General features: G+C 55.6%; 23 protein-coding genes. 14 read left to right on the forward strand and 9 right to left on the reverse strand.

Annotated features, from left to right (window positions below; all coding sequences use genetic code 11):
- Positions 1–131: 131 nt before the first annotated feature.
- The 6 genes from AC1RN6_RS10585 to AC1RN6_RS10610 form a co-directional block, all read right to left on the reverse strand.
- On the reverse strand, positions 132–1,334 hold the full coding sequence (locus AC1RN6_RS10585; protein WP_493005183.1) for a GNAT family N-acetyltransferase: 1,203 nt from the start codon (positions 1,332–1,334) through the stop codon (positions 132–134).
- Positions 1,335–1,424: 90 nt separating this feature from the next.
- Positions 1,425–2,141, reverse strand: coding sequence for an enoyl-CoA hydratase-related protein (locus tag AC1RN6_RS10590; RefSeq protein WP_493005184.1), 717 nt, complete (start codon positions 2,139–2,141; stop codon positions 1,425–1,427).
- Between the two features lie 50 nt (positions 2,142–2,191).
- Positions 2,192–3,352 (reverse strand): pyridoxal phosphate-dependent aminotransferase, encoded by a 1,161-nt coding sequence (locus tag AC1RN6_RS10595; protein ID WP_493005185.1) that lies wholly within the window; start codon positions 3,350–3,352, stop codon positions 2,192–2,194.
- A gap of 158 nt (positions 3,353–3,510) precedes the next feature.
- Complete coding sequence (locus AC1RN6_RS10600) at positions 3,511–3,993, reverse strand: putative toxin-antitoxin system toxin component, PIN family (protein ID WP_493005884.1); 483 nt, start codon at positions 3,991–3,993, stop codon at positions 3,511–3,513.
- 31 nt (positions 3,994–4,024) lie between these two features.
- Positions 4,025–4,315, reverse strand: coding sequence for a hypothetical protein (locus AC1RN6_RS10605; protein WP_050477278.1), 291 nt, complete (start codon positions 4,313–4,315; stop codon positions 4,025–4,027).
- Between the two features lie 326 nt (positions 4,316–4,641).
- A complete protein-coding gene (locus AC1RN6_RS10610) occupies positions 4,642–6,360 on the reverse strand; it encodes a methyl-accepting chemotaxis protein (protein WP_493005186.1) in 1,719 nt (572 codons plus the stop codon).
- 330 nt (positions 6,361–6,690) lie between these two features.
- Between AC1RN6_RS10610 and yaaA the strand changes: the two genes are divergently transcribed.
- Positions 6,691–7,467, forward strand: coding sequence for a peroxide stress protein YaaA (gene yaaA, locus AC1RN6_RS10615; RefSeq protein WP_493005187.1), 777 nt, complete (start codon positions 6,691–6,693; stop codon positions 7,465–7,467).
- Between the two features lie 93 nt (positions 7,468–7,560).
- On the opposite strand, the gene AC1RN6_RS10620 is transcribed toward yaaA, so the two are convergent.
- A complete protein-coding gene (locus AC1RN6_RS10620; RefSeq protein ID WP_493005189.1) occupies positions 7,561–8,364 on the reverse strand; it encodes an outer membrane protein assembly factor BamD in 804 nt (267 codons plus the stop codon).
- 63 nt (positions 8,365–8,427) lie between these two features.
- Between AC1RN6_RS10620 and AC1RN6_RS10625 the strand changes: the two genes are divergently transcribed.
- Both AC1RN6_RS10625 and pgeF read left to right on the forward strand, forming a co-directional pair.
- Positions 8,428–9,486, forward strand: coding sequence for an RluA family pseudouridine synthase (locus AC1RN6_RS10625; protein WP_493005190.1), 1,059 nt, complete (start codon positions 8,428–8,430; stop codon positions 9,484–9,486).
- Positions 9,487–9,490: 4 nt separating this feature from the next.
- Positions 9,491–10,240, forward strand: a complete 750-nt coding sequence (gene pgeF, locus AC1RN6_RS10630; RefSeq protein ID WP_493005191.1) for a peptidoglycan editing factor PgeF — start codon at positions 9,491–9,493, stop codon at positions 10,238–10,240.
- A gap of 10 nt (positions 10,241–10,250) precedes the next feature.
- Here pgeF and AC1RN6_RS10635 read toward each other — a convergent pair whose 3' ends face one another.
- Complete coding sequence (locus tag AC1RN6_RS10635) at positions 10,251–11,144, reverse strand: LysR family transcriptional regulator (protein ID WP_493005192.1); 894 nt, start codon at positions 11,142–11,144, stop codon at positions 10,251–10,253.
- Positions 11,145–11,274: 130 nt separating this feature from the next.
- Between AC1RN6_RS10635 and AC1RN6_RS10640 the strand changes: the two genes are divergently transcribed.
- Positions 11,275–12,042, forward strand: a complete 768-nt coding sequence (locus AC1RN6_RS10640; protein WP_493005194.1) for a sulfite exporter TauE/SafE family protein — start codon at positions 11,275–11,277, stop codon at positions 12,040–12,042.
- Between the two features lie 393 nt (positions 12,043–12,435).
- On the opposite strand, the gene AC1RN6_RS10645 is transcribed toward AC1RN6_RS10640, so the two are convergent.
- Positions 12,436–12,681, reverse strand: a complete 246-nt coding sequence (locus tag AC1RN6_RS10645; RefSeq protein ID WP_493005195.1) for a hypothetical protein — start codon at positions 12,679–12,681, stop codon at positions 12,436–12,438.
- Positions 12,682–12,747: 66 nt separating this feature from the next.
- Here AC1RN6_RS10645 and phaC point away from each other — a divergent pair, with 66 nt between their 5' ends.
- From phaC to motA, 10 genes are all read left to right on the forward strand, one after another.
- Positions 12,748–14,475, forward strand: a complete 1,728-nt coding sequence (gene phaC, locus AC1RN6_RS10650; RefSeq protein WP_493005196.1) for a class I poly(R)-hydroxyalkanoic acid synthase — start codon at positions 12,748–12,750, stop codon at positions 14,473–14,475.
- Between the two features lie 139 nt (positions 14,476–14,614).
- Positions 14,615–15,355, forward strand: a complete 741-nt coding sequence (locus AC1RN6_RS10655) for a 3-ketoacyl-ACP reductase (protein ID WP_493005197.1) — start codon at positions 14,615–14,617, stop codon at positions 15,353–15,355.
- A gap of 175 nt (positions 15,356–15,530) precedes the next feature.
- Positions 15,531–16,088 (forward strand): polyhydroxyalkanoate synthesis repressor PhaR, encoded by a 558-nt coding sequence (phaR, locus tag AC1RN6_RS10660; RefSeq protein ID WP_007876444.1) that lies wholly within the window; start codon positions 15,531–15,533, stop codon positions 16,086–16,088.
- A gap of 98 nt (positions 16,089–16,186) precedes the next feature.
- Complete coding sequence (gene rimO / locus AC1RN6_RS10665; protein WP_493005198.1) at positions 16,187–17,563, forward strand: 30S ribosomal protein S12 methylthiotransferase RimO; 1,377 nt, start codon at positions 16,187–16,189, stop codon at positions 17,561–17,563.
- An 8-nt stretch (positions 17,564–17,571) separates the two neighbouring features.
- The gene (locus AC1RN6_RS10670; protein WP_493005200.1) at positions 17,572–17,982 is read left to right on the forward strand and encodes a hypothetical protein; all 411 of its coding nucleotides are present in this window, start codon (positions 17,572–17,574) and stop codon (positions 17,980–17,982) included.
- 76 nt (positions 17,983–18,058) lie between these two features.
- The gene (locus AC1RN6_RS10675; protein ID WP_493005201.1) at positions 18,059–19,231 is read left to right on the forward strand and encodes a cystathionine beta-lyase; all 1,173 of its coding nucleotides are present in this window, start codon (positions 18,059–18,061) and stop codon (positions 19,229–19,231) included.
- Between the two features lie 506 nt (positions 19,232–19,737).
- Positions 19,738–20,055, forward strand: a complete 318-nt coding sequence (gene flhD / locus AC1RN6_RS10680) for a flagellar transcriptional regulator FlhD (RefSeq protein WP_050477261.1) — start codon at positions 19,738–19,740, stop codon at positions 20,053–20,055.
- 128 nt (positions 20,056–20,183) lie between these two features.
- Positions 20,184–20,765 carry a flagellar transcriptional regulator FlhC gene (flhC, locus tag AC1RN6_RS10685; RefSeq protein WP_094563376.1) on the forward strand — a complete coding sequence of 194 codons (582 nt, stop codon included), beginning with the start codon at positions 20,184–20,186 and terminating at the stop codon, positions 20,763–20,765.
- Between the two features lie 60 nt (positions 20,766–20,825).
- Entirely contained in the window at positions 20,826–21,602 is a 777-nt protein-coding gene (locus AC1RN6_RS10690) for a class I SAM-dependent methyltransferase (RefSeq protein ID WP_493005885.1), read from the forward strand.
- Between the two features lie 175 nt (positions 21,603–21,777).
- Positions 21,778–22,638 (forward strand): flagellar motor stator protein MotA, encoded by an 861-nt coding sequence (gene motA, locus AC1RN6_RS10695; protein WP_050477258.1) that lies wholly within the window; start codon positions 21,778–21,780, stop codon positions 22,636–22,638.
- Positions 22,639–22,650 lie beyond the last annotated feature (12 nt).

The following is a 22,650-nucleotide window of genomic DNA, read 5'->3' on the forward strand; positions in this document are numbered from 1 at the left end:
GATGAGTGTTCGGACGGCTGCATAAAAACGGCATCTGCCCGAGGGTTTAAATGTGCCGGGCTAGTGTAGCCGAAGGGATAAAAACGCGCAGAGAGGAGGCGATTCTCGGCAGGCGGATTTGGGGCCGGATTCTATTTTTTACGCGAGACGCGATGCATGACGGGATAGCTGCGCAGATGCGTGTAAGCCTTGAATAGGAAAGCGGAGCGCAGGCGCGGCGAAATCTGGATGGCGTTGTGCTGGATCGCCTCCAGCGGCTGCCAGCGCAGTTTGGACTGATCTCTGCCGGTGGACAGATTGACGCATTCTACGTCGTGTGCGATTGCCCATTGCATGATGTGGATCATCAGCGTGGTCATGATGCTGTATTTACCCCAGGCAGCGTCATAACCGGAATAGTAAAGATAGAGCTGGCGTTTGCTCAGGAAGCCGATCCGGCTGGCCACTACGGCGCCGTTCACGCTGAGCTGAAAAATGCGCAGTTGTCCTTGTGCCGATGCTGCGCCTGCATAGGACGATAAGAAGTGACGGCTTCTTCGGTCACGGAAAACATTGGGATGCGGAACGCCTGCCGGGTTTTTGGCACGCAGCTTGTGCAGCCGCAAAAACGTCATTAGCGCCGGCGCGACGTCAGCGGTGTGTTCGACGACAGAAAACACATGCTGATGCCCGTCACGCTTGAGTGAGTTGAAGCATTTACGGATTGCTTCTTTCATATTGCGCGACAAGCCGCTTTTGAGTTCTTCCCAGCTTTGCGGCAGCGGCAGATAGCACATCACGCGTGCCTTCGGTTGCGGCACGCCTGGTGCAGAAAGTTTTTCAGCCTGTACCGATGACAAGCCTTGCCACTCGATCCAGTCCCAGCATTGCCTGTGTTCTTCGAGATGCTTTCGTACTACCGCGATAGCGGCATCCGCGTGATCGGGATGGCAGATCATGCCGCGTATTTCGGTGATGTTGGGATCGGCGCCGAAGAACTGCAGCACCCTGACGCCGCAGTCGGCGATGCCGGGGCGGATGCTGACAATCATCGGTGCGATGGCGATGAGTTTTCCTTGCTGATCGCGCAGTACGAATACTTGCAGTCGATCACGAATCAGCATGCGTGCGGCGTGCAGATGCTGCCACCAGAGGACGTTCCATGACGCTGTCGCGAAGGGGACCTGAAAAGGCAGTATATCGCTCAATGCATCCCATTCCGGCGCCAACGCCGTCAGATCATCGGCGCTACGGATGATGTCCAGATGCAGCTGCCCGGCGGCAGGCGCGCCGAGGGGATCCGGCGCCTCGAGGTCAGGCTTCCGGTAATTGTCTTGCGCATTCTTCTGACTCATTGGGGACAATGCCGTCATCGTGAAGAAGGTGGAGACCAATATCGAAGTCAGCCTTTGATGCGTTGGTGCAGGCCGGATCCGGAAACGGGACTAAGCCGCGCCGGGGCGTTTTGTGAGCAAACGATGTCTTTCTGAAGAGAAAGACTCGGTCAGTGTAGTACCGGATGCATTGCCGAGCAATGTCTTGAGTTGTTCAAACGCGGCCGGAGAAGATGCCAGCGATGCCGACAGTTGTTCCGCCCAGGCCAGCGCCTTGTCCAGTGCGGTGCCGTCGGCGCTCAGCTTGTTGACCAGTCCGGCGGCGTGCAGCCGCGCTGCACCGAGCGGTTTTGCATCGAGCAGGATTTCTGCCACCCATTGTTGTGGCAGACGTTGCGGCAGGAGCCAGCCTGCACCGCCAACGGCCCAGGTGCCGATTTGTGCAGGCGAGACGCCGAAGCTGGCGTTCTGACCGGCGATGACCAGATCGCAGGCCAGCGCCAGTGAAAAGCCGGCATCGATGGCGACACCTTCGACTGCAGCGATGATCGGCTTGGGAAAGCTGCGCATGGTTTCGATCAGATTCTGCAGGTTTTCCAGAATGACAACTTGCGTTTCCAGATCTTTGCTTGCTTCCACTCCGTTGCAAAAGCACTGGTCGGCGCCGGTCAGCACCAGAGTGCTGACGGAATCGTCACGCTCGGCTTTGGACAGCGTCTCAATGGCGGCGGCGAGAACGCTGCTGTCGAGCGCATTCTGCTGGCCCGGATTGGCAAATGTCAGAACCAGTGTAGCGTCGTGGCGGCTTGCTTTGAGTTCGGCGGTCATGGAGTCGCGCTTTTCGTTGTTGTTATCGTTTTTGTGATGGTAATGGCAGCTTACAGTTTCGCCAGCCGGTCCAGTGCCAGGCGCAGGGTTTCGTCTTTCTTGGCGAAGCAGAAGCGCACGATGCCGGATTCTTTCGGCGTGTTGTAGAAGGCTGAAACGGGGATGGCGGCAACGCCGATTTCCGTGGTCAGCCATTTGGAAAATTCTGCTTCCGGCAAATCCGAGATCGCACCATATTCCACGCACTGGAAGTAAGTGCCTTCCGAGGGGAGCAGCTTGAAGCGCGTGTTTTTCAGCCCTTCGCGGAACAGGTCGCGCTTGTGCTGGTAGAAGGCCGGCAGCTGGACATAGGGCGCGGGATTTTTCATGTACTCCGTCAGGCCGTATTGCACCGGCGTGTTGACGGTGAAGACGTTGAACTGATGCACCTTGCGGAATTCTGCGGTCATGGCGGCGGGCGCAGCGACGAAGCCGACCTTCCATCCGGTGACGTGATAGGTCTTGCCGAAGCTGGAGTTGATAAAAGTGCGTGGCGCCAGTTCCGGATGGCGGCACAGTGACTCATGGCTCTGGCCGTCGTAGACCATGTGTTCATACACTTCATCGGACAGGATCAGGATGCCAGTGTTGCGCACGATGTCGGCCAGCGCGTTGATGTCGGCTTTCTTCAGGATGGAGCCGGTCGGATTGTGCGGCGTGTTGACCATGATCAGGCGCGTCTTGCTGGTGACCGCAGCGGCAACCTTGTCCCACGGTACGCTGTAGCCTTCGCTGCTGACCGTCATCTGGACGAACACGGGAATGCCGCCGGCCAGTTCGATCGCCGGCACGTAGCAGTCGTAGGCAGGTTCGATTACGATCACTTCGTCGCCGGCGTGAACCGCGCACAGGATCGAGGTCAGGATGCCTTGGGTGGCGCCGGCGGTGACCGTTATTTCACTGACCGGATCATAAGTATGGCCATGCAACGCCTGGATCTTTTTCGCAATCGCTTCACGCAGCACCGGCACGCCGGCCATTGGCGGATACTGGTTCAGGCCGGTCTTCATGGCATGCGTGACGGCATCGACCAGTGCCGGGTCGCAATCGAAGTCGGGGAAGCCCTGACCGAGATTGACCGCGCCTTTTTCACTGGCGAGCGCCGACATGACGGTGAAGATGGTAGTGCCGACGTTGGGCAGTTTGGAAACGATATTGACGGGCTGGCTCATTGCGGAAATCTGTGAAATAGATAAAAAAGCGAAGCGAACGGGATGGCAAACAGACAGAGTTGGCATTTTAGCCGGATTTGACGCGCTGTTCCGACTTGGTGCACGGTATGGCATTGATGTTGTTCGGGTATCCCGCTTTTATCCCGCTTAGGTCCTGCTTATGGCGCTGCCGCTTGCGTCGCACCGGCGGCAAGGGATGCGTGCCAGGTTTGCGGCGTCATGATGGCGAACATGCTCTTGCGGGCCGTTTTTTTCGCAAGCTTGAGCAGGGCCTTGTCCTTGGTGATGAGCACTTCGGCTTCGGCTTGCAGCGACAACTCCAGGAATTTCTGATCGTCGGGATCGGTGCAGATCGGCAGGCCAAAGGTATTGACGGCATCGTTCGGCAGACAGGTGATCAGGCGATCGAACTCGGCGCGGATGCCGGGCTTGTCCTCTTCCGTCAGCGGCAGGTGAGGGTAGTTGAGCACCACCAGCCATTCCATGCGGCAGTCTTCACGGGTGACGGCGTGGACTTCCCGGTTTTCCATGGCTTGCAGCAAACCGGCCCAGCGCGGATCGCGAAATACGAACAGGTCCAGGCAGACATTGGTGTCGAGGACGATGCGGGGCGTCTTGCCGGCAACGAAGGAGGCAGACACGCCGCCGGAAGAGGTGTTGGTTGTTTCTGTACTAATTGTCAAAACCGCGTGCTTTCGTTGTATCTGCCGGATTGGCGGGGGCATTCAGGTCATTGCCGGCGTCGAGGACGTCGTAACCCTGATCGCTGACGCGCCAGAATTGATGTATGTCGACGGCCACCAGGCCGCGGTCATGCAACAGGCGCAGATGGTGCAGGATTAACTCCGGCGGGGTGTTCTGGGTGGCGAGATTGCTCTGGATCTTTTCGACGTCGCCGTAAGACGTGCCGAACGAGGACAAGGTTTTAAGGATGTCCGCCATTAATGATTTGTCGCGTTTCATATCTCCTCCTGTGTGGTCGGGGTGTGCAGGAATTGTTCGTCAATTCACTTCGCCGCTTGTTATCGTTTTCACATTCCAGATGGTTCGTGTTGCGATAGTGTGGGCGAGGTGCGATTGCGTTCTTCCTTACGCTTTGGGTACGCGATTCCTGCATCGTTCCATAACCAGATACTAATCTATGTCCGCAGCATCTGCTTAACTGGAACGCCATCCTGCTTATCGGTTGCTTGCTGATGAATCTTCAATGCTGAATTGATTGCCGGCAGAAAAAGACCGCACTGGATTACGTGCGGTCTCGTTTAGGGCGGTAAAGAGAGGCGGGGAGGTCAGAATTGCTCCCAGGAGCCGCCATCATCTGTGGCGGGTTGTTTGATCTGGCGCGGTGTCTGCGGTTCGGGCGCACGTACGGCGAGCTTGGCCGGTTGTGTTGTCCTGACTGCGGTCGTCATTGGCTTGTGGGCTGTCGGTTTGACGATGGGGGAGGCCCTGACGTGCGAGCTGTCCAGTTTGAAGACGCTGACGACTTCGGCCAGTTTCGATGCCTGATCCTGCAGCGACTGCGCGGCAGCGGCGGCTTCTTCAACCAGTGCGGCATTTTGCTGGGTCACTTCGTCCATCTGTGTAATGGCTTGATTGACCTCGCCGATGCCGGTGCTTTGTTCCTGGCTGGCGGCGCTGATCTCGCCGACGATGTCGGTGACGCGTTTGACGCTGCTGACGACTTCGCTCATGGTGGAGCCCGCTTGCGCGACGAGCTTGCTGCCGGTGTCGACTTTCTCCACCGAGTCGTCGATCAGGGCTTTGATTTCTTTGGCGGCGCTGGCGGAACGCTGCGCCAGGCTGCGCACTTCCGACGCCACGACAGCGAAGCCGCGACCTTGCTCACCGGCGCGCGCTGCTTCGACGGCGGCGTTGAGCGCGAGAATGTTGGTCTGGAAGGCGATGCCGTCGATGACGCTGATGATGTCGACGATCTTCTTTGAAGAGTCGTTGATCGAGCCCATGGTGCTGACCACTTGTTCCACCACGCTGCCGCCCTGAATTGCTACTTCGGATGCAGAGACTGCCAACTGGTTGGCCTGGCGCGCGTTGTCGGCATTTTGCTTGACGGTGGAGGTGAGTTCCTCCATCGAGGAGGCGGTTTCTTCGAGCGAACTGGCTTGCTGTTCGGTGCGGCTGGACAGGTCCAGGTTACCGACGGCGATTTCATTGGAGGCGGTGGCGATGGTGTCAGTGCCCTGGCGAACCTGGCTGACGATTTTGAAGAGGCTGTCGTTCATGGCCTTGAGCGAGGTCATCAACTGGCCGGTTTCATCCTTGCTGGCCGGATGGATGTCGGCGGTAAGATCGCCATCGGCAACACGCTGGGCCACATCGACGGCCAGGCGCAGCGGATTGGAGACGATGCGCGCAACCCAGATCGCCATCAGCATGCCGATGACGATGCAACCCGCGAGCATGCCGACGATGAGCACGCGCGACGAGCGATAAGTGTTTTCGGCTGCCTGGTCGGCTTCCTTGGCGCCTTCCTGATTGACCGAGACAAGCTTGTCGGCGTTGGCGAACATGGCCAGGTAAATGGGAGTGGCTTCCTTCACGATGACATCGCGCGCTTCCTCATTCTTGTTGGCGCGCGATAGTTCGAGAATCTTCTTTTGCAGGATGAGGAAGGCGTCGAGGTTTTTGACGAACTGCGGGAAGACGGCTTTTTCAGCATCCGTGTCAACAAGTTTTTCATAGTCCGCCAGTTTCTTCTTGATGGCGGGGACCATGTCGTCGAGCAGCTTTTCATTGCTGACGAAATCGTCTTCCTTACTCGAGAGTACGTGCTGCAGCTGTACCGTGCGAATGCGCACCAGCAGCACCTTTAGCTCCAGGGAGGTCGTGACGCTGGGCATCCAGTTGGTGGCGATATCGGTAGAGGCCTGATTGACCTTGCCGAGCTGGACAATGGAGAAGATGCCGAGCGTGGTGGTCAGAGCGAGAACGATGATGAACGAGATCAACAGCTTCTTGGAAATCTGCAAATCGTAGAACCACTTCATAGAGCCTCCCTGTCAGTGAATATAGCGGCTTGCTTCGATGGAGCAATGCAATTCCTGTTGCTTTTGTTGTGCAGCAAATGCGGGAGCGGAGGGCTTGTTTGCTTGACTTGCTTTGATTGTTTGCCCCATACCGCGTATGACCGTGAACGACTATTCTATGAATAAGTTTAGGAAGCGGGAGAATTAGTTTTTGCTTTGGTGAATTAGCAACACTTCATTGTTGCTACCGGGGAGACGCCGGTTGGTGTAAGGGCAGCGCCTGTTTTATGCACGTTAAGACGGCTTGCGCCGGTTTCGGTATCATTACGAAAAATTCAAACGGATCCATTCATGCTCATCGTTTTATCGCCCGCCAAATCCCTCGATTACGACACTCCGCCAACCACAGACCTGCATACCAAGCCCGATTTCATCGCCCGCTCGGCTGAGTTGATCGAGGTATTGAAAGAAAAATCGCCGGCGCAGATTTCCACGCTGATGGGAATTTCCGACCAGCTGGCGGCCTTGAATGTCGAGCGCTACGTCTCATGGTCGCGCAAGTTCACGACCAAAAACAGCAAGCAAGCCGTGCTGGCGTTCAACGGTGACGTCTATGAAGGTCTGGACGCTGCCTCGCTTTCCGCCAAGCAACTTGACTATGTGCAAACACATGTGCGCATCTTGTCCGGCCTCTACGGCGCTTTGCGTCCGCTCGACCTGATGCAGCCCTATCGCCTGGAAATGGGTACCAGGCTGCCGAATCCGCGCGGCAAGGACTTGTACGCCTTCTGGGGCGAAGACGTCACCAAGGCGCTGAATGTCGAACTGGCGCAGCACAAATCCAAGGTGCTGGTGAATCTGGCCTCCGAGGAGTATTTCAAGGTGGTTAAGCCGAAGGTGCTTGACGCCAAGGTGATTTCGCCCGTGTTTGAAGACTGGAAGGGCGGCAAGTACAAGATCATTTCCTTCTATGCAAAACGTGCGCGCGGTCTGATGGCGCGATACGCGGCGCTCAAAGGAATCAATCAGGCGGAAAAGTTGAAGAACTTCGATCTGGATGGTTATGCTTTCGATGAGGCGGTTTCCAGCGAGACGTCATGGGTGTTCCGTCGTCGCATTGCGGAGTAAGGTTCTGCGGCGTTTCACCATGATCCGGATATCGCGCCGGAAATAAAAAAGCCTCGCAATGCGAGGCTTTTTCATGTCGGCAACCAGGAATGATTACCAGATTTTCCACCAAGGCTTGGCTTTGACGTCTTTCGGACCGCCGGTGTAGTACGGGCTGTTCGGGTAAGTCGCCTGAATGACGCGCTCGGTGTCTTCGCGCAATTGCGTCTGCCCCATTGCTTCGTAAGAACGCATCATGATGAACAGCGCTTCTTCGACTGCCGGCGCATCAGGGTAGTCCTTGATCGCAGCCTGGGAGCGATTGACCGCCGACACGTAGGCGCCGCGACGATAGTAATACTTGGCGACGTGGACGTCGTACTGCGCCATCGCATTGACCAGATACTTCATGCGGGCCATGGCGTCAGGGGTGTAAGTACTGTCAGGGAAGCGCTCCGCCAGCAGCTTGAACGAATCAAACGCATCGCGCACAGCCTTGGGGTCGCGCTCGGTGTTGTCCTGATCGGTGAAGGTATCGAAAATGCTGGTGCGGTCGTTGAAATTGATCAAGCCGCGCAGATAGTACATGTAGTCGACGTTAGGATGATTCGGGTGCAGCTTGATGAAGCGATCAACGGCTGCCAGACCCTGTGGCTGGTCGTTCAGGCGGTAGTAGGCGTAGGCGATATCCATCTGCGCCTGTTGCGCGTAGGTGCCGAACGGATAGCGCGATTCGAGTTTCTCAAAGTACTTGATTGACTTCTCGTAACCGCCGGCGGTCAGTTCTTCCTTGGCTTCCGAGTATAATTTGGACGCGGACCACCCAGCCGTCTCGTCTTTTTGTTCAGGCAGCAAGCCGCATGCGGACAAAGACAGGATGAATGCGACGGTAAGCAACTTCAATAAGATTTTTTGCATGACGTATGAGCAGTTTGAGCGGGTGCAAAGAAACAAGAAATTTCAATCCACTGATTATAGCTGATGTCACGTACCACTCCCCCTAAGGTTGTAAAAGCTTTTGCAACCGAACCTATCGAAACAGACGCGGGAGATGACGCGCTCGACGAAATCGTCGACGAGGTTGCCGAAGGCAACGAACCGATTACCCTCAAGCTGACCGACGACGACTGCGGCAGCAGGCTCGACAAGGTTGTGTCTTCGCTTGTGCCGCAATTTTCGCGAAGCCGCATCCAGCAATGGATTGAGGCTGGTTTTGTGACTGTGGACGGCAATCCTGCCCGCACCAAAATGACGGTGCTGGGCGACGAAGTCGTGGTCATTACACCCCAGGCCGCGCCGGAGGATACCGCCTTCCAGCCGGAGCCCATGGACCTGGACATCGTGCATGAAGACAAGGCGATTCTGGTGGTCAACAAGCCCGCCGGACTGGTGGTTCACCCCGCAGCGGGTAACTGGTCGGGTACGCTTCTTAACGGTTTATTACATCATTTTCCAGCATTGGGCGGGGTGCCGCGCGCCGGTATCGTGCACCGGCTGGACAAAGACACCAGCGGTTTGATGGTGGTCGCCAAGACTCTGGCGGCGCAGACCGATCTGGTGCGCCAGTTGCAGGCTCGTACGGTCAAACGCCGCTATCTGGCGCTGGTCTGGGGCACGCCACAGCTGTCGGGCACCATCGACGGCGCCATGGCCCGTCATCCGCGCGATCGCATCAAAATGGCGGTATCCGAAAGCATGAGCGCTAAACCGGCCATCACGCATTATCAGCGCGTTGCCGTGGGGGCATTGGACGGTCGTGCCGTCAGCCTGATGCATTGCCAGCTGGAAACAGGTCGTACGCATCAGATCCGCGTACATATGCAGTCGCTGGGTTTTGCATTGGTTGGCGATGCGTTGTACGGCAAGACCCATCTCATGCCATTTTTCCCGCGTCAGGCGCTGCAGGCTTGGCGACTGGGGCTGGTGCACCCGACCAGCGGCAAGGCATGCCAGTGGGAAGTCGCATTGCCGGAGGATTTCACCGAGCTGCTTGGTCGCGCAGGCATTAATGTCGACGCCCTCAAAGCATTGGACGAGTGAGTTTATGGAGCTGCTGATTCCGGACTGGAACGATCGGCCAGGCAATGTAGGCGCTCTGACGACCATGCGCCGGGGCGGCGCGAGCCTGGGGCCGTATGGTGATGGGCAAGGCGGTGGCGGACTGAATCTGGGCGTGCATGTGCAGGATGCGCCCGAACACGTTACCCATAATCGCCGTCTGCTGCGCAGTATTCTGCCGTCCGAGCCGGCCTGGCTCACGCAAGTGCACGGCGTCAACGTCGCCGATGCGGCTGACGTGCAAGGTGCTCCGGAGGCGGATGCCTGTGTGGCGACGCAAGTCGGTGCTGTTTGCGCGATGATGACCGCCGACTGTCTGCCTGTGTTGTTTTGCGATGCGGCCGGCACGGTGGTTGGTTCTGCTCATGCCGGCTGGCGCGGTTTAGCCTCGGGTGTGCTGGAGCGTACGGTGGATGCCATGCGCCAGCGAGGTGCCGGCGAGATACTTGCCTGGCTAGGTCCGGCCATTGGTCCGGAGAAATTTGAAGTGGGACAGGATGTGATCGACGCTTTTGTCTTGCATGATGCCGCCAGCCGCAGCGCCTTCGTCGCAATTGCCGATCGTGAAGGCAAATTCCTTGCCGATATTTATCAGCTTGCTCGTCTGCGGCTGGGGAAAGCTGATGTGACGCGCGTTTCCGGCGGTGGTTTTTGTACTGTCAGCGATAAGCGGTTTTATTCTTATCGCCGCGACAAAGTGACCGGCCGTATGGCCTCGCTTATCTGGCTTCGATAGCTGCTCAGGATCACGCTTGCTGCTGTAGCTGCTCCAACAATTGCCGTGTGTGCCCCGGTAGTTCCAGTTCATTTCTGACGCAAATCAAGAGTTGACGCTTCGCCCAGGCATCGCTGAGCGGGATGCACTTGATCTCCATCGTTTTCTGGCAGCGCAATGCCGCCGTGGCCGGAAGCACGCCAATACCCACTCCACGCTCCACCATGCGGCAGATGCCGTCGAAGCTGCGCAGGCGCACGCGGTACTGCAAGCGTTTGCCCGCGCGGACCGCATGTCCGGAAAGGTGTTCTTGCAAGGCGCTGCCGCCGCTCAGGCCGACAAAATTTTCCGCAACGATTTCTGTGAATGCCAACTGCTTGCGGCGTGCGAGCGCATGTTTGCGCGGTGTCACCACCATCAGGCGATCTTCGCGAAACGGCAAGGTTTGCAAATGCCCGGAATCGGCTGAATCGGCAACGATGCCAATGTCGGCAATGCCGTCGATGATCGCCTGGATGATTTCATGGCTGGGACGTTCTTCCAGATCGATGTCGATGTAAGGGTTTTGTTCCAGGAAAGCGCCAAGCGTGTCCGGCAGGAATTCAGTGATGGCGGCAGTATTGCCCAGCAGGCGGATATGACCTTTGAGGCCGTGCGCATATTCGCTGAGTTCATCGCGCATCCGATCCATTTGCTGTAGCACTGTGCGCGCATGGTGCTGTAAGGCGCGGCCGGCATCGGTCAGTTGCACGCCGCGCCGTTCGCGCGTCAGCAGTGCGACGCCCAGCGCATCTTCCATGCTGCGAACACGTGCGCTCGCTGACGCCAGCGCAAGATGAGATCGTTCTGCGCCGGCGGTGATGCTGCCGGTTTCCGCAACGTGCAGGAAGAGGCGCAGGTCATTCAAGTCGAGTCGAGTGCTCATCGTGTTTGCTATCCGGACAGATGGGGATGACGTATCAGCCTCAGGCACAGCCGAAGGCTGGCTCAGTGTATTCCAGATTTTCTACCGTGACGATAGCTGGCAGACTTGCGTCATGTTGAGAGGAGGAGCGATGCAGACAATCTTGTCTTTTGATGCTGCGCATGTGGCGTTGCTGTCGGCCGTGACGGCCATTTTCTTGTTGGCGGGCTTTGTCAAAGGCGTCGTCGGTCTCGGTCTGCCGACAGTCGCGGTCGGGTTGCTGGGGCTGTTCATGCCTCCGGTGCAGGCGGCGGCGTTGTTGATCGTGCCATCGCTGGTCACCAACGTATGGCAGTTACTGGCGGGAGGGCGTTTTGTCTGGCTGCTGCGTCGGCTCTGGCTGATGCTGATCGGCATCGTTGCCGGCACTCTGCTTGGGGCTCGCTGGATGACCGGAGATAACAGCGGGCAGGCGACGGCAGCCTTGGGGGCGGCGCTGATCGTGTATGCAGTGCTGGGATTGGCGGCGGTCAAGTTCTCGGTATCGGCCAGAACGGAAAAATGGCTGTCTCCTGTCATCGGACTGATAACCGGATTGGTCACTGCGGCGACGGCGGTCTTCGTCATTCCGGCGGTACCGTATTTGCAGGCGCTGAATCTGGAGAAGGACGAGCTGATTCAGGCGCTCGGCTTGTCGTTCACGATATCTACTATCGCGATGGCGATCGGTTTGGCGCAGGGAGGAGCGCTGCAGATGACGGGGGCGGCAGTGTCATTGATGGCGTTGGTGTCGGCCTTGGGAGGCATGTTCATCGGCCAGTGGCTGAGAGGGAAAATTTCGGCTGCACTGTTTCGCCGCTGCTTTTTCATCGGCTTGCTGCTGCTGGGTTTGCATCTGACATCGCATCTCTGGCTGTGAGTCCGATGCCGCAGCCGCTCCCGGGCGACTTGCGATTCGATCTCGAAAAGAGGGCGGATGGGATGCGGATTTACGCCAGATACGGCAATGAGGTCGTCGGAGGACTGGATGCCGAATCTTATGGAGCGTATCTGGCTATTTCAGCAGTCTACGTTGCGCCACTGTGGCGCAACATGGCAATCGAGGAAGCATTGCAGGTACAGTTTTTTCGTTGTCTCGAAATATCTTGGACGAATAAATAGTCTCGCCCGGCTTGATCAGGCCGGCAGCCGGGATAAACATCTAACCGAGCATTGGCCGGAAATTTCGAAACTCTTCTATTGGCGCTTTCTCGCCGTCATGTAATTCTCGCAACCCATTGATGGCCCCGCCAATTCAGGCGGTGTTTGCGATTCAGGACTCGCTTTTATTGTCGGCGCTTGCCTCGCTGACCGGCCCCGGTCCTGCGTCTTGCGCGGCTTTCAATTTTTCCTTCATTTGACGATTCCGCTTGCGTTGCGGTGTACCCATCAGGTATAAAACAATTGTCAACGGAAATACGCCGTACAGGAAAAACGTCACGATTCCAGCAATGGCGGACTGTTCGGTAATCGACATCATGAAGACGACATATAACCAAGCGATTGCGACGATGTACATTGTGGTTTCTGGTTTTTCAGACTGAGCGACAAACCGTAACAATACGCGAAAATTGTAGAAGCGAGCATGAATAAGCAGAACCCGCAGAATGTTCCTCCCGTCTTTTCAGCATGGCTAAACCAGTTGTCTGATCCCAAGGTGTGGCAATCGTGGCCGATGCCGACGGCGCCGCTCGATGCGTCATCGATACAGGCAAAACTGGGCGACCTTGGCGCCACGCTCGATCCCGCTGATGTTCTTCGCCTGCAGCAAGATTATGCTGATCAGTTTGCCGGTTTGTGGCAGACGGTCATGAGCTCCAAAGTTCCTTCCATCTCCGATCGGCGCATGTCGGCGCCGGCGTGGCAATCCAATCCGTTTTTTGCATTTCAGGCTGCGGCCTATCAGCTCAATGCGCGGTTTTTGACGTCGCTCGTTGATGCGGTGCAGTCGACGGACAAGGTCAAACAAAAATTGCGTTTTGCAGTGCAGCAAATGATCGATGCGCTGTCACCCGCGAACTTCCTTGCGACCAATCCGGAAGCGCAGCAAAAGATCATCGACACCAACGGCGAAAGCCTGACGCGCGGGATTGCGCAGTTGTTCACCGATCTGCAAAAAGGCCGCGTGTCTCAGACTGACGAAACAGCATTCGAAGTCGGTAAGGATGTGGCGACAACCGAAGGCTCGGTGGTGTTTGAGAATGCCCTGTTTCAGCTTATCCAATACAAGCCGCTGACCAAAACGGTGCACGCGCGTCCGCTGCTGATCGTGCCGCCCTGCATCAACAAGTTTTATATTCTTGACCTGCAGCCGCAAAATTCGCTGGTGCGCTACGCGGTGGAGCAGGGCAATACTGTTTTCCTGGTGTCCTGGCGCAATGCAGATGCGTCGTTGGAAACGACCACCTGGGACCAATATGTTGACGACGCCGTAGTGCGCGCGATTCACGTGGCTCAGGAAATCTCGGGGCAAGAACAGATCAATGCGCTGGGATTTTGCGTCGGCGGCACGATTCTTTCCTGCGCGCTGGCGGTGCTTGCTGCGCGCGGCGAAGAGCCTGTCGCAAGTCTGACCTTGTTGACGGCCTTCCTCAATTTTCTGGACACCGGCGCGATCGACGTCTATATCGACGACGTCCAGATCCAGATGCGTGAGCAGATGATCGGCAAGAGCGGCCTGATGTCCGGACGCGATTTCGCGACGGCTTTCTCCAGCCTGCGTCCGAACGATCTGCTGTGGAATTATGTCGAGTCGAATTACCTCAAAGGCGAGACGCCGCAAGCTTTCGATCTGCTGTATTGGAACGCCGACAGCACCAATCTGCCTGGGCCAATGTTCTGCTATTACTTGCGTCACATGTATCTGGAGAACGCGCTCAAGGATCCGGGCAAGCTGACTATCGCCGGCGAGAAGATTGATCTCTACAAGCTCAATGTGCCGTCGTTCATCTATGCATCGCGTGAGGACCACATCGTGCCGTGGGCGTCGGCATATGCATCGACCGCGATTCTGAATTCCAAGAAGCCTGCAAACAACCGTTTTGTGCTGGGCGCTTCCGGTCACATTGCCGGCGTGATCAATCCGCCGTCGAAGAACAAGCGCAGCTACTGGACCAACGACAAGATCGGCGCCGATCCTGACGCTTGGTTTGCTGGCGCCAAAGAACATCCCGGCAGCTGGTGGACGGAATGGTCAGCCTTCCTCGCCAAACATGCTGGCAAGCAAATTGCTGCGCCGAAGAGTGCAGGCAATGCAAAGTACAAAGTGATTGAACCGGCACCAGGGAGGTACGTCAAAGTCAGAGCTGAATAAAAAGACCCTGAAAGTTCAACAACAAAGAGGATGCGGTTGCATAAAGACTCCTGCATGAGCGAAGCAAGTGAAAGCGCGAAATAGCAGGTGGTCGTCATCCTTGGTAATTATCCACCCGACACAAATTAGGAGGCAGGACATGGTTAAGCGAATCGCATATGTGACAGGCGGCATGGGAGGTATCGGTAGTCCAATTTGTGCGCGTCTTTGCAAAGACGGCTATACAGTGGTTGCCGGCTGCGGCCCCAATTCGACGCGCAAGGACAAATGGCTGGCCTCCATGCGCGAACAAGGTTTTGACATTCACGCGTCTGAAGGCAATGTCGCCGATTGGGAATCAACCAAGGCGGCTTTTGAAAAGGTCCGCGCCGAAGTCGGCGAAGTCGATATTCTGGTCAACAACGCCGGTATTACACGTGACGGCCAGTTCCGTAAGATGACCAAATCCGATTGGGACGCCGTCATCGACACCAACCTGAACTCGCTCTTCAACGTGACCAAGCAGGTCATTGAAGGCATGGTCGACCGCGGTTGGGGTCGTATCATCAATATCTCTTCCGTCAACGGCCAGAAAGGCCAGTTCGGTCAGACCAACTATTCCACGGCCAAGGCCGGCATTCATGGTTTTACCATGGCGCTGGCGCAGGAAGTCGCCACCAAGGGCGTGACAGTCAACACCGTGTCGCCAGGCTATGTCGGTACCGACATGGTGCGCGCGATCCGTCCTGAAGTCCTGGAAAAAATCGTGGCAGGTATTCCGGTCAAGCGTCTCGCGGAGCCGGAAGAAATTGCTTCGATCGTTGCATGGATTGCCTCGCAGGAAGGTGGCTACGCTACTGGTTCCGACTTTTCGCTGAACGGTGGTTTGCACATGGGTTAAGTTGTCCGGACGGCGGGTCTTCCAATTCGCCATTCTTTTGGGACAGGTTTTAAGGGAAACTGCGTACTTGTATCTATTCGCAGTTTCCCGCCTATAATGCGATACGCCGGCGGGCCGCCATCACTACACAATAATATGAGCCCGTTTAATAGCTGAAAACAGACTGGAATTTCAGATGACAAGTGCAAAAAACTCTGCAGAGCGTTTAATTAAAAAATATCCTAATCGCCGCCTGTACGATACTCAAACAAGTTCTTACATTACCTTGACCGACGTGAAGCAACTGGTCCTCGACAACGAGGAATTTGCTGTCGTCGATGCCAAGAACGGTGACGATCTGACGCGCAGCATTCTGCTGCAAATCATCCTGGAGGAGGAGTCGCATGGCGCGCCCATGTTCTCCAGTGCGGCGCTGTCGCAGATCATTCGATACTACGGCCATGCGATGCAAGGCATGATGGGATCGTATCTGGAGAAAAACATCCAGGCCTTTATCGACATTCAGAACAAACTGGCGGAGAACTCCAAAGGTTTCTATGAAGGCAAGCCTTTCAGCCCCGAAATGTGGACCCAGTTCATGAATGTTCAGGGCCCGATGATGCAAGGCATGATGAGCAACTACATCGAACAGAGCAAGAGCCTGTTCATCCAGATGCAGGAGCAAATGCAAAGCCAGACCAAAAATATGTTTGGCACATTCCCGTTCGTTCCTACCGATCCGGGTAAAAAATAGACATTCTGTCAAGGTGGGCTGGCCGTTTTACGGTCGGTCTGCCTATCCAAGGGTACAATAGCGGCTTCGTCTGAATCTCGCTTTTACGCCCGTCTATCATGTCCAATGTTTCTTCCGTCGTACCCCCGGTTGCCCCCAAGGTCGGCTTCGTTTCGCTCGGCTGTCCCAAAGCTCTGGTGGACTCCGAACAAATCCTGACGCAATTGCGCGCCGAAGGCTACGATACCGCCAAGTCCTATGATGGCGCGGATCTGGTCATCGTCAATACCTGCGGCTTTATCGATGCCGCGGTGCAGGAGTCGCTGGACGCCATCGGCGAAGCATTGAGCGAAAACGGCAGAGTCATCGTGACAGGTTGCCTGGGCGCCAAGAAAGACGGCGACGGCGACGATCTTATCCAGAAGATCCATCCCAAAGTGCTGGAAGTTACCGGCCCGCACGCGGTCGGTGAAGTCATGCAGGCGGTGCACAAGCATCTGCCCAAACCACATGCGCCGTTCATCGATCTGGTGCCGGCCCAAGGCGTTAAGCTGACGCCCAAGCATTTTGCGTATCTCAAGATTTCCGAAGGCTGCAATCATCGCTGCAGCTTTTGCATCATCCCGTCCATGCGCGGCGATCTGGTGTCGCGCCCGATTGCCGACGTCATGCTCGAGGCAGAAAATCTGTTCAAGGCCGGCGTTAAGGAGTTGCTGGTCATTTCCCAAGACACCAGCGCTTATGGTGTAGACGTGAAATTCCGCATGGGCTTCTGGAACGGCAAGCCCGTCAAGACGCACATGACGCAGCTGGTCGAGGCCCTTGGTGAACTGGCTCGCCAATACGGTGCGTGGGTCCGTCTGCATTACGTTTACCCGTATCCACACGTTGACCACATCATTCCGTTCATGGCGCAAGGCCACGTATTGCCGTATCTGGACGTGCCTCTGCAGCACGCGCATCCTGACGTGCTCAAGCGCATGAAGCGTCCGGCAAGCGGTGAAAAGAATATTGAACGTATTCAGGCCTGGCGCAAGATGTGTCCGGATCTGACGATCCGCTCCACGTTCATCGCCGGTTTCCCGGGCGAGACAGAAGCGGAATTCGAGTATCTGCTCGACTTCCTGAAAGAAGCGGAAATCGATCGCCTGGGCTGCTTTGCCTATTCTCCGGTGGAAGGTGCGACGGCCAATCTGCTCGACAACCCGGTTCCGGAAGAAGTGCGTGAAGAGCGTCGCGCGCGCGTCATGCAGTTGCAGGAAGAGATTTCCAAGAAGCGCCTGCAAGCCAAGGTCGGCAAAACCCTGCGCGTGCTGATCGATGAAGTTGATCGTAGCGGCGGCATTGGCCGCTCCTACGCCGATGCACCGGAAATCGACGGCGTTGTCTACGTCAAGCCACCTTTCGAGCCGCACAAGAAGCTGGTCGTCGGCGAATTTGTTGACGTCGTGGTGACGGCTGCCGATGCGCACGATTTGTGGGCGGCGGCGCAATGAAGCTTGGCGTGCTGAAGTTAGTGCTGCCGCTGGTTCTGCTGATTTCCACACAAGCCAGTGCGCAACAGCCTGGCGCCGCAGCGGCGACGACTATCGTGGCGGGAAGCTTGCAGGATATCGTCCGCAAGCCCGTTGTATTGCGCGGTACGTTGGGCGACGACAAGATTCAACTCAGCCTGCACCCTAAGGTGGATGAGGACGGTCTGGAAGGTCAGTACTTCATTTTCGGACAGGGATCGCAGATCTTGCTGGCCGGCGAAGTCGATCAGAACGATTTGATGATGGAAGAATCTCATAACGGCAAAGACGTTTCAGGCCAGTGGGAAGGCAGTTTCAAGAACGGCGTGTTGAGCGGGACCTGGTCAACGCTGGATGGTTCGGTCACCAAGCCGTTTTCCCTTAAGGCCGGGGCGCAATAAGTCTTGTGCGATTGCCGTGCGATACTTAGAGTCAAAGAGCAATCAAAAAAACAATCCGAGGTAATTGAGGTAATTCGTGGCAGACAAACTCTCCCCGCAAACAGCGCTGGTGCACAGCGCTTATGTTCCTCCAGATAATTTTGGCGCGCTGCCGGTCGGTATTCACCATGCATCGACAGTGCTTTTTCCTAGCGTCGCCGCAATGCGCGCGCGCAACTGGAAAGAGAAGAGCGGCTACACCTACGGGCTGCACGGTACCCCGACCACGTTCACACTGGAAGCGCGTCTTGCCGAAATTGAAGGCGGCCGCCATTGCCGAATCGCGCCAAGCGGCCTGGCAGCAATTTCACTGGTTAATTTCGCGCTTCTTAAAACAGGCGATGATGTTCTGTTGCCGGACAACGTGTATGGTCCGAACAAGGACCAGGCTATGTGGCTGGAACGCGATTTCGGCGTGACGGCGCGTTTCTACGACCCGCTCATCGGTGCCGGCATTGCTGATCTGATTCAGGACAATACCCGCCTGATCTGGACGGAAGCGCCAGGATCAGTGTCCATGGAGGTTTCCGACGTACCTGCAATCTGCAAGGCCGCGCATGCGAAGGGCGTGCCGGTGGCGCTGGATAACACCTGGTCCGCCGGTCTGGCCTTCCCGGCCTTTGAACATGGTGTCGACATCGTGATGCAGGCGCTGACCAAGTATCAGTCTGGTGGTTCGGACGTGCTCATGGGCGCTGTCATCACGAATGACGATGACATTAATCACAAGATCGAGCTGGCGCACATGCGGCTCGGCTTGGGCGTCGGCATGGATGACGTCTATATGGTATTGCGCAGTCTCTCTTCGATGCGTCTGCGTTTCGACGCGCATGATGCCGCCGCACGCCGGGTTGCGACCTGGCTCAAACAGCGCCCTGAAATCAGTAAGGTGCTGCATCCTGCCTTGCCGGATTGCCCAGGGCACGATATCTGGCTGCGTGATTTCTCGGGTGCTGGTGGTTTGTTTTCCGTGACATTCGATCCGCGGTTCAGCGAAGAGCAGATCGATCGCTTCGTCGATGGTCTGCGCTTATTCAAGATCGGCTTCAGTTGGGGCGGAGCACACAGTCTGTGCGTGCCGTATCGGATGCAGACCATGCGCAAAACCTGGACGGAGCAGGGCGGGTTGGTTCGTTTTAATATCGGGCTTGAAACGGTGGAAGACCTGATTGCGGATATCGAACAAAGTCTGAAAGCGATGGCAACATAGTCGTCGATGTCATCAACTTGTTGACGGGAAATTCTTTGGTGACGTCTGCTTTACAAAAACACGCTGAGCTTAGGCAAGGCGTAATAAATTGTAAAAAATAAGGTATTCTTGGCGGGTTTCTTGTTACAAGGCTGTTACATGGCATCTTTTCACGGTTTTTGTAGTCGCTTGTGGACAACAAAGTAGGAAAACATGCCGATTTTTAAATGCGTAAAATATTAGTATAAATTCAATTTTTACTCTAATTTCTTTGCGGAAATTTTTTAAATCGATGTAATGCCAATCAGCTTAAGAATGAATGCCAGCAACGACCTTAGAAAAAAATCTTGATTTTCTGAATATTTTTGCGGTGTTTTTGTAGGACAAAATCCTACTTGTTACGTAGGTCGTTGCTGACGAAAAATACCGACAACCACTAATTTCCCGCCTTTCCTCGCCCCCTCAGAATCAGCCTTACCGGTAAGAAAAAGTAACCGGTTGTAAATTGATTTTGAGCGGGGGTGCAAATGAATACCAATGACATGATGGCTGAAATTCGGGATGCAAATCTGAGTTATTTGATGTTGGCTCAGCAAATGATTCGTTCTGACAAGGCTACAGCCATATTTCGTCTTGGTATCAGCGACGAAATTGCCGACCTGATTCAAGGGTTGAGCAACGCGCAGATCCTCAAGCTCGCCGGCACTAACATGATGCTGACGCGTTTTCGTTTCGACGACGGCGCCATCCTCGGTATGCTGACCAATTACAACAAAGATAAAGGCTTGGCGCAGTCTCATGCAGCCATTCTCATGGCTTGTCAGCCAGTCGAACAAATTTCCTGACGCTATTCGCATTCTTCGTGGTATGTTGGGGTTGCGAGGTCAACCCGGGAGAGTGACTCGGCGTTGACTGTTCGAAGTCGAGTTAGTAGGTTGATCAGGTCGTAACGAAAAAATATCGGGGGTTGTTCATGGCTAAGAAGAGCGTGATAACAGAGGCGCAAGAGATTCAATTGGCGATCGAGCTGATTAATCTGGGGGCGCGTCTTCAATTGCTGGAGTCTGAAACCTCCTTGTCGCGTGAGCGTCTTCTCAAACTTTATAAGGAGTTGAAAGGTGTGTCGCCGCCAAAGGGTATGTTGCCTTTCTCGACAGACTGGTTCATCACCTGGCAGCCGAACATTCATTCTTCGTTGTTCATCAATATCCACAAGTATCTCGTCGGGTACGCCAAAATTTCCGGTATCGAAGCAGTCATGAAGGCCTACAAGCTCTATCTGGAGCAGGCCGGACAGGTTGCGGAGGGCGATGAATCGGTATTGTCGCTGACACGCGCATGGACGCTGGTGCGCTTCTTTGAAAGCAAGATGCTGACGACGACGCCTTGCAGCAAATGCGGCGGCCATTTTGTCGTGCATCGTCTGGACTTGCATCAGGATTATCTCTGCGGTCTGTGCCACATGCCGTCGCGCGCCGGCAAGACCAAGAAGGCCAAAGACGCAATCGCTGCACCGATGGTCGAGGCGTTACCGATGGTTGCTGCCGTCGCCTGAATCTGAATCTGGTTTGATCGTCGTAAAATAGTCGGCTTTAATGAGGGCTTGGAGGCCGATATGGAGTCGGGGCAGCGCAGATCTCTGCTGCAGGCGCCCGCTGTACAAGCTTTAATCGTCTTATGCGCAGCGCTGGTTCTGGCGTTGCTGGCCAAGCAGGCGTGCGAGCATGCTTTCGGCATCGACGTATCTCCCATTCCTTTTGCTGTTCTGCATGGCGCGTTGGCGGCCGGTATTGCCTATGTCCGCCGCATGGCGTCCTGGTGGATGCCGATACTCTTCTTTTTTCCGCCTGCTGCCGTATTGGTCAACTCCTTGCAGTTGCCGCCGGCGCTGTTTCTGGTCATTTTCCTGTTTTTGTTGCTGCTGTTCTGGTCGACGTTTCGTAGTCAGGTGCCGTTTTATCCTTCCGGTCGTCCGGTGTGGGATGCGGTAGCTGAGCTACTGCCGGCGGGCAAGCCGCTGAAGGTCATCGATATCGGCAGCGGCTTGGGTGGCGCGGTTCTGTATTTGTCGCGTATTCGACAGGACAGCCGTTTTATCGGAATTGAGCTGGCGCCCTTGCCATGGTTGGTGAGTCATCTGCGAGCGTTGTTGACCGGCAGCCGCGGTGGTTTTATCCGCGGAGACTATACCTTGCTCGATTTTGCGGATTACGACGTGATTTTTGCGTACTTGTCGCCGGCGGCGATGACCGCCTTGTGGAACAAGGCGAGGGCGGAAATGCGCTCCGGAACTGTATTGCTGAGCTACGAATTCATTATTGAAGACGTGAAACCTGACATTGCCGTGCAGCCGAAAGAAAACGGCCCGGTTTTATACGGTTGGCATATGTGAAACAAAAAAGAGCTGTGTTACATTCAGCTCACGTTATCAAGTTTTTATCTTTGGTGTCGTAATTGAAAATGAAAGCCCTCTTTCGGTCATGTATTCCATCATTTGTTTGAGAAGATTGCATGTAATCTGATAGCAGGTAAAAAACACTGAACGCCACTGGGACGGGAGTAGGCACTTGTTAGTCATAATTGGATATGTGATCGTCATGGCGTCCGTCTTCGGCGGATTTGCAATGGCCGGGGGGCATCTAGGGGCACTCTTTCAACCTATCGAACTGCTGATGATCGGCGGAGCGGCAGGCGGTGCTTTTCTTGTCGGTAATAATAATAAGGCGATCAAGGCGACCATCAAGGCGTTGCCGACGGTGTTCAAGGGTTCGACCTACACCAAAGCTCTGTACATGGAGCTGATGTCGTTGCTGTTCGAAATTCTGACCAAGTCGCGTAAAGAAGGTCTGATGTCGATCGAAGGCGATATCGAAGAACCGGAATCCAGCCCGATTTTCAGCAAATATCCCGGCGTTCTGGCGGATCATCATCTGATCGAGTTCATGACCGACTACCTGCGCTTGATGGTGTCGGGGAATATGGATGCGTTCCAGATTGAAAATCTGATGGACAACGAAATCGAAACGCATCATCACGAAGGCGAAATCCCGGTCCATTGTATTGCCAAGCTCGGTGACGGTATGCCGGCGTTTGGTATTGTGGCGGCGGTGATGGGCGTGGTGCACACGATGGAATCGGTGGGTATCCCGCCATCCGAACTGGGTATGCTGATTGCGCATGCGCTGGTCGGTACCTTCCTCGGTATTCTGCTTGCATACGGCTTTGTGGGTCCGCTGTCGAGCTTGCTGGAGCAAAAACTCCATGAGTCGACCAAGATCTATCAATGCGTCAAAGTCACTTTGCTCGCCAGTCTGAATGGTTATGCTCCTGCCTTGTCGATCGAGTTCGGTCGTAAGGTCCTGTTCTCGACAGAACGTCCGTCCTTCCTCGAACTGGAAGAGCACGTCAAACAGGCAAAAAGCAAGTAATCCGACATGACC

The sequence above is a fragment of the Herbaspirillum sp. GW822-FHT03A08 genome (genome assembly GCF_058801885.1).

Coding starts and splice junctions, on each gene's coding strand:
- phaC (WP_493005196.1), top strand. CDS start 12,748: ATGAATAAGCAGAACCCGCAGAATGTTCCTCCCGTCTTTTCAGCATGG.
- rimO (WP_493005198.1), top strand. CDS start 16,187: ATGTCCAATGTTTCTTCCGTCGTACCCCCGGTTGCCCCCAAGGTCGGC.
- AC1RN6_RS10645 (WP_493005195.1), bottom strand. CDS start 12,681: ATGTACATCGTCGCAATCGCTTGGTTATATGTCGTCTTCATGATGTCG.
- flhD (WP_050477261.1), top strand. CDS start 19,738: ATGAATACCAATGACATGATGGCTGAAATTCGGGATGCAAATCTGAGT.
- AC1RN6_RS10590 (WP_493005184.1), bottom strand. CDS start 2,141: ATGACCGCCGAACTCAAAGCAAGCCGCCACGACGCTACACTGGTTCTG.
- yaaA (WP_493005187.1), top strand. CDS start 6,691: ATGCTCATCGTTTTATCGCCCGCCAAATCCCTCGATTACGACACTCCG.
- AC1RN6_RS10640 (WP_493005194.1), top strand. CDS start 11,275: ATGCAGACAATCTTGTCTTTTGATGCTGCGCATGTGGCGTTGCTGTCG.
- AC1RN6_RS10625 (WP_493005190.1), top strand. CDS start 8,428: ATGTCACGTACCACTCCCCCTAAGGTTGTAAAAGCTTTTGCAACCGAA.
- phaR (WP_007876444.1), top strand. CDS start 15,531: ATGACAAGTGCAAAAAACTCTGCAGAGCGTTTAATTAAAAAATATCCT.
- flhC (WP_094563376.1), top strand. CDS start 20,184: ATGGCTAAGAAGAGCGTGATAACAGAGGCGCAAGAGATTCAATTGGCG.
- AC1RN6_RS10585 (WP_493005183.1), bottom strand. CDS start 1,334: ATGAGTCAGAAGAATGCGCAAGACAATTACCGGAAGCCTGACCTCGAG.
- AC1RN6_RS10605 (WP_050477278.1), bottom strand. CDS start 4,315: ATGAAACGCGACAAATCATTAATGGCGGACATCCTTAAAACCTTGTCC.
- AC1RN6_RS10610 (WP_493005186.1), bottom strand. CDS start 6,360: ATGAAGTGGTTCTACGATTTGCAGATTTCCAAGAAGCTGTTGATCTCG.
- AC1RN6_RS10690 (WP_493005885.1), top strand. CDS start 20,826: ATGGAGTCGGGGCAGCGCAGATCTCTGCTGCAGGCGCCCGCTGTACAA.
- AC1RN6_RS10635 (WP_493005192.1), bottom strand. CDS start 11,144: ATGAGCACTCGACTCGACTTGAATGACCTGCGCCTCTTCCTGCACGTT.
- AC1RN6_RS10595 (WP_493005185.1), bottom strand. CDS start 3,352: ATGAGCCAGCCCGTCAATATCGTTTCCAAACTGCCCAACGTCGGCACT.
- pgeF (WP_493005191.1), top strand. CDS start 9,491: ATGGAGCTGCTGATTCCGGACTGGAACGATCGGCCAGGCAATGTAGGC.
- AC1RN6_RS10620 (WP_493005189.1), bottom strand. CDS start 8,364: ATGCAAAAAATCTTATTGAAGTTGCTTACCGTCGCATTCATCCTGTCT.
- AC1RN6_RS10655 (WP_493005197.1), top strand. CDS start 14,615: ATGGTTAAGCGAATCGCATATGTGACAGGCGGCATGGGAGGTATCGGT.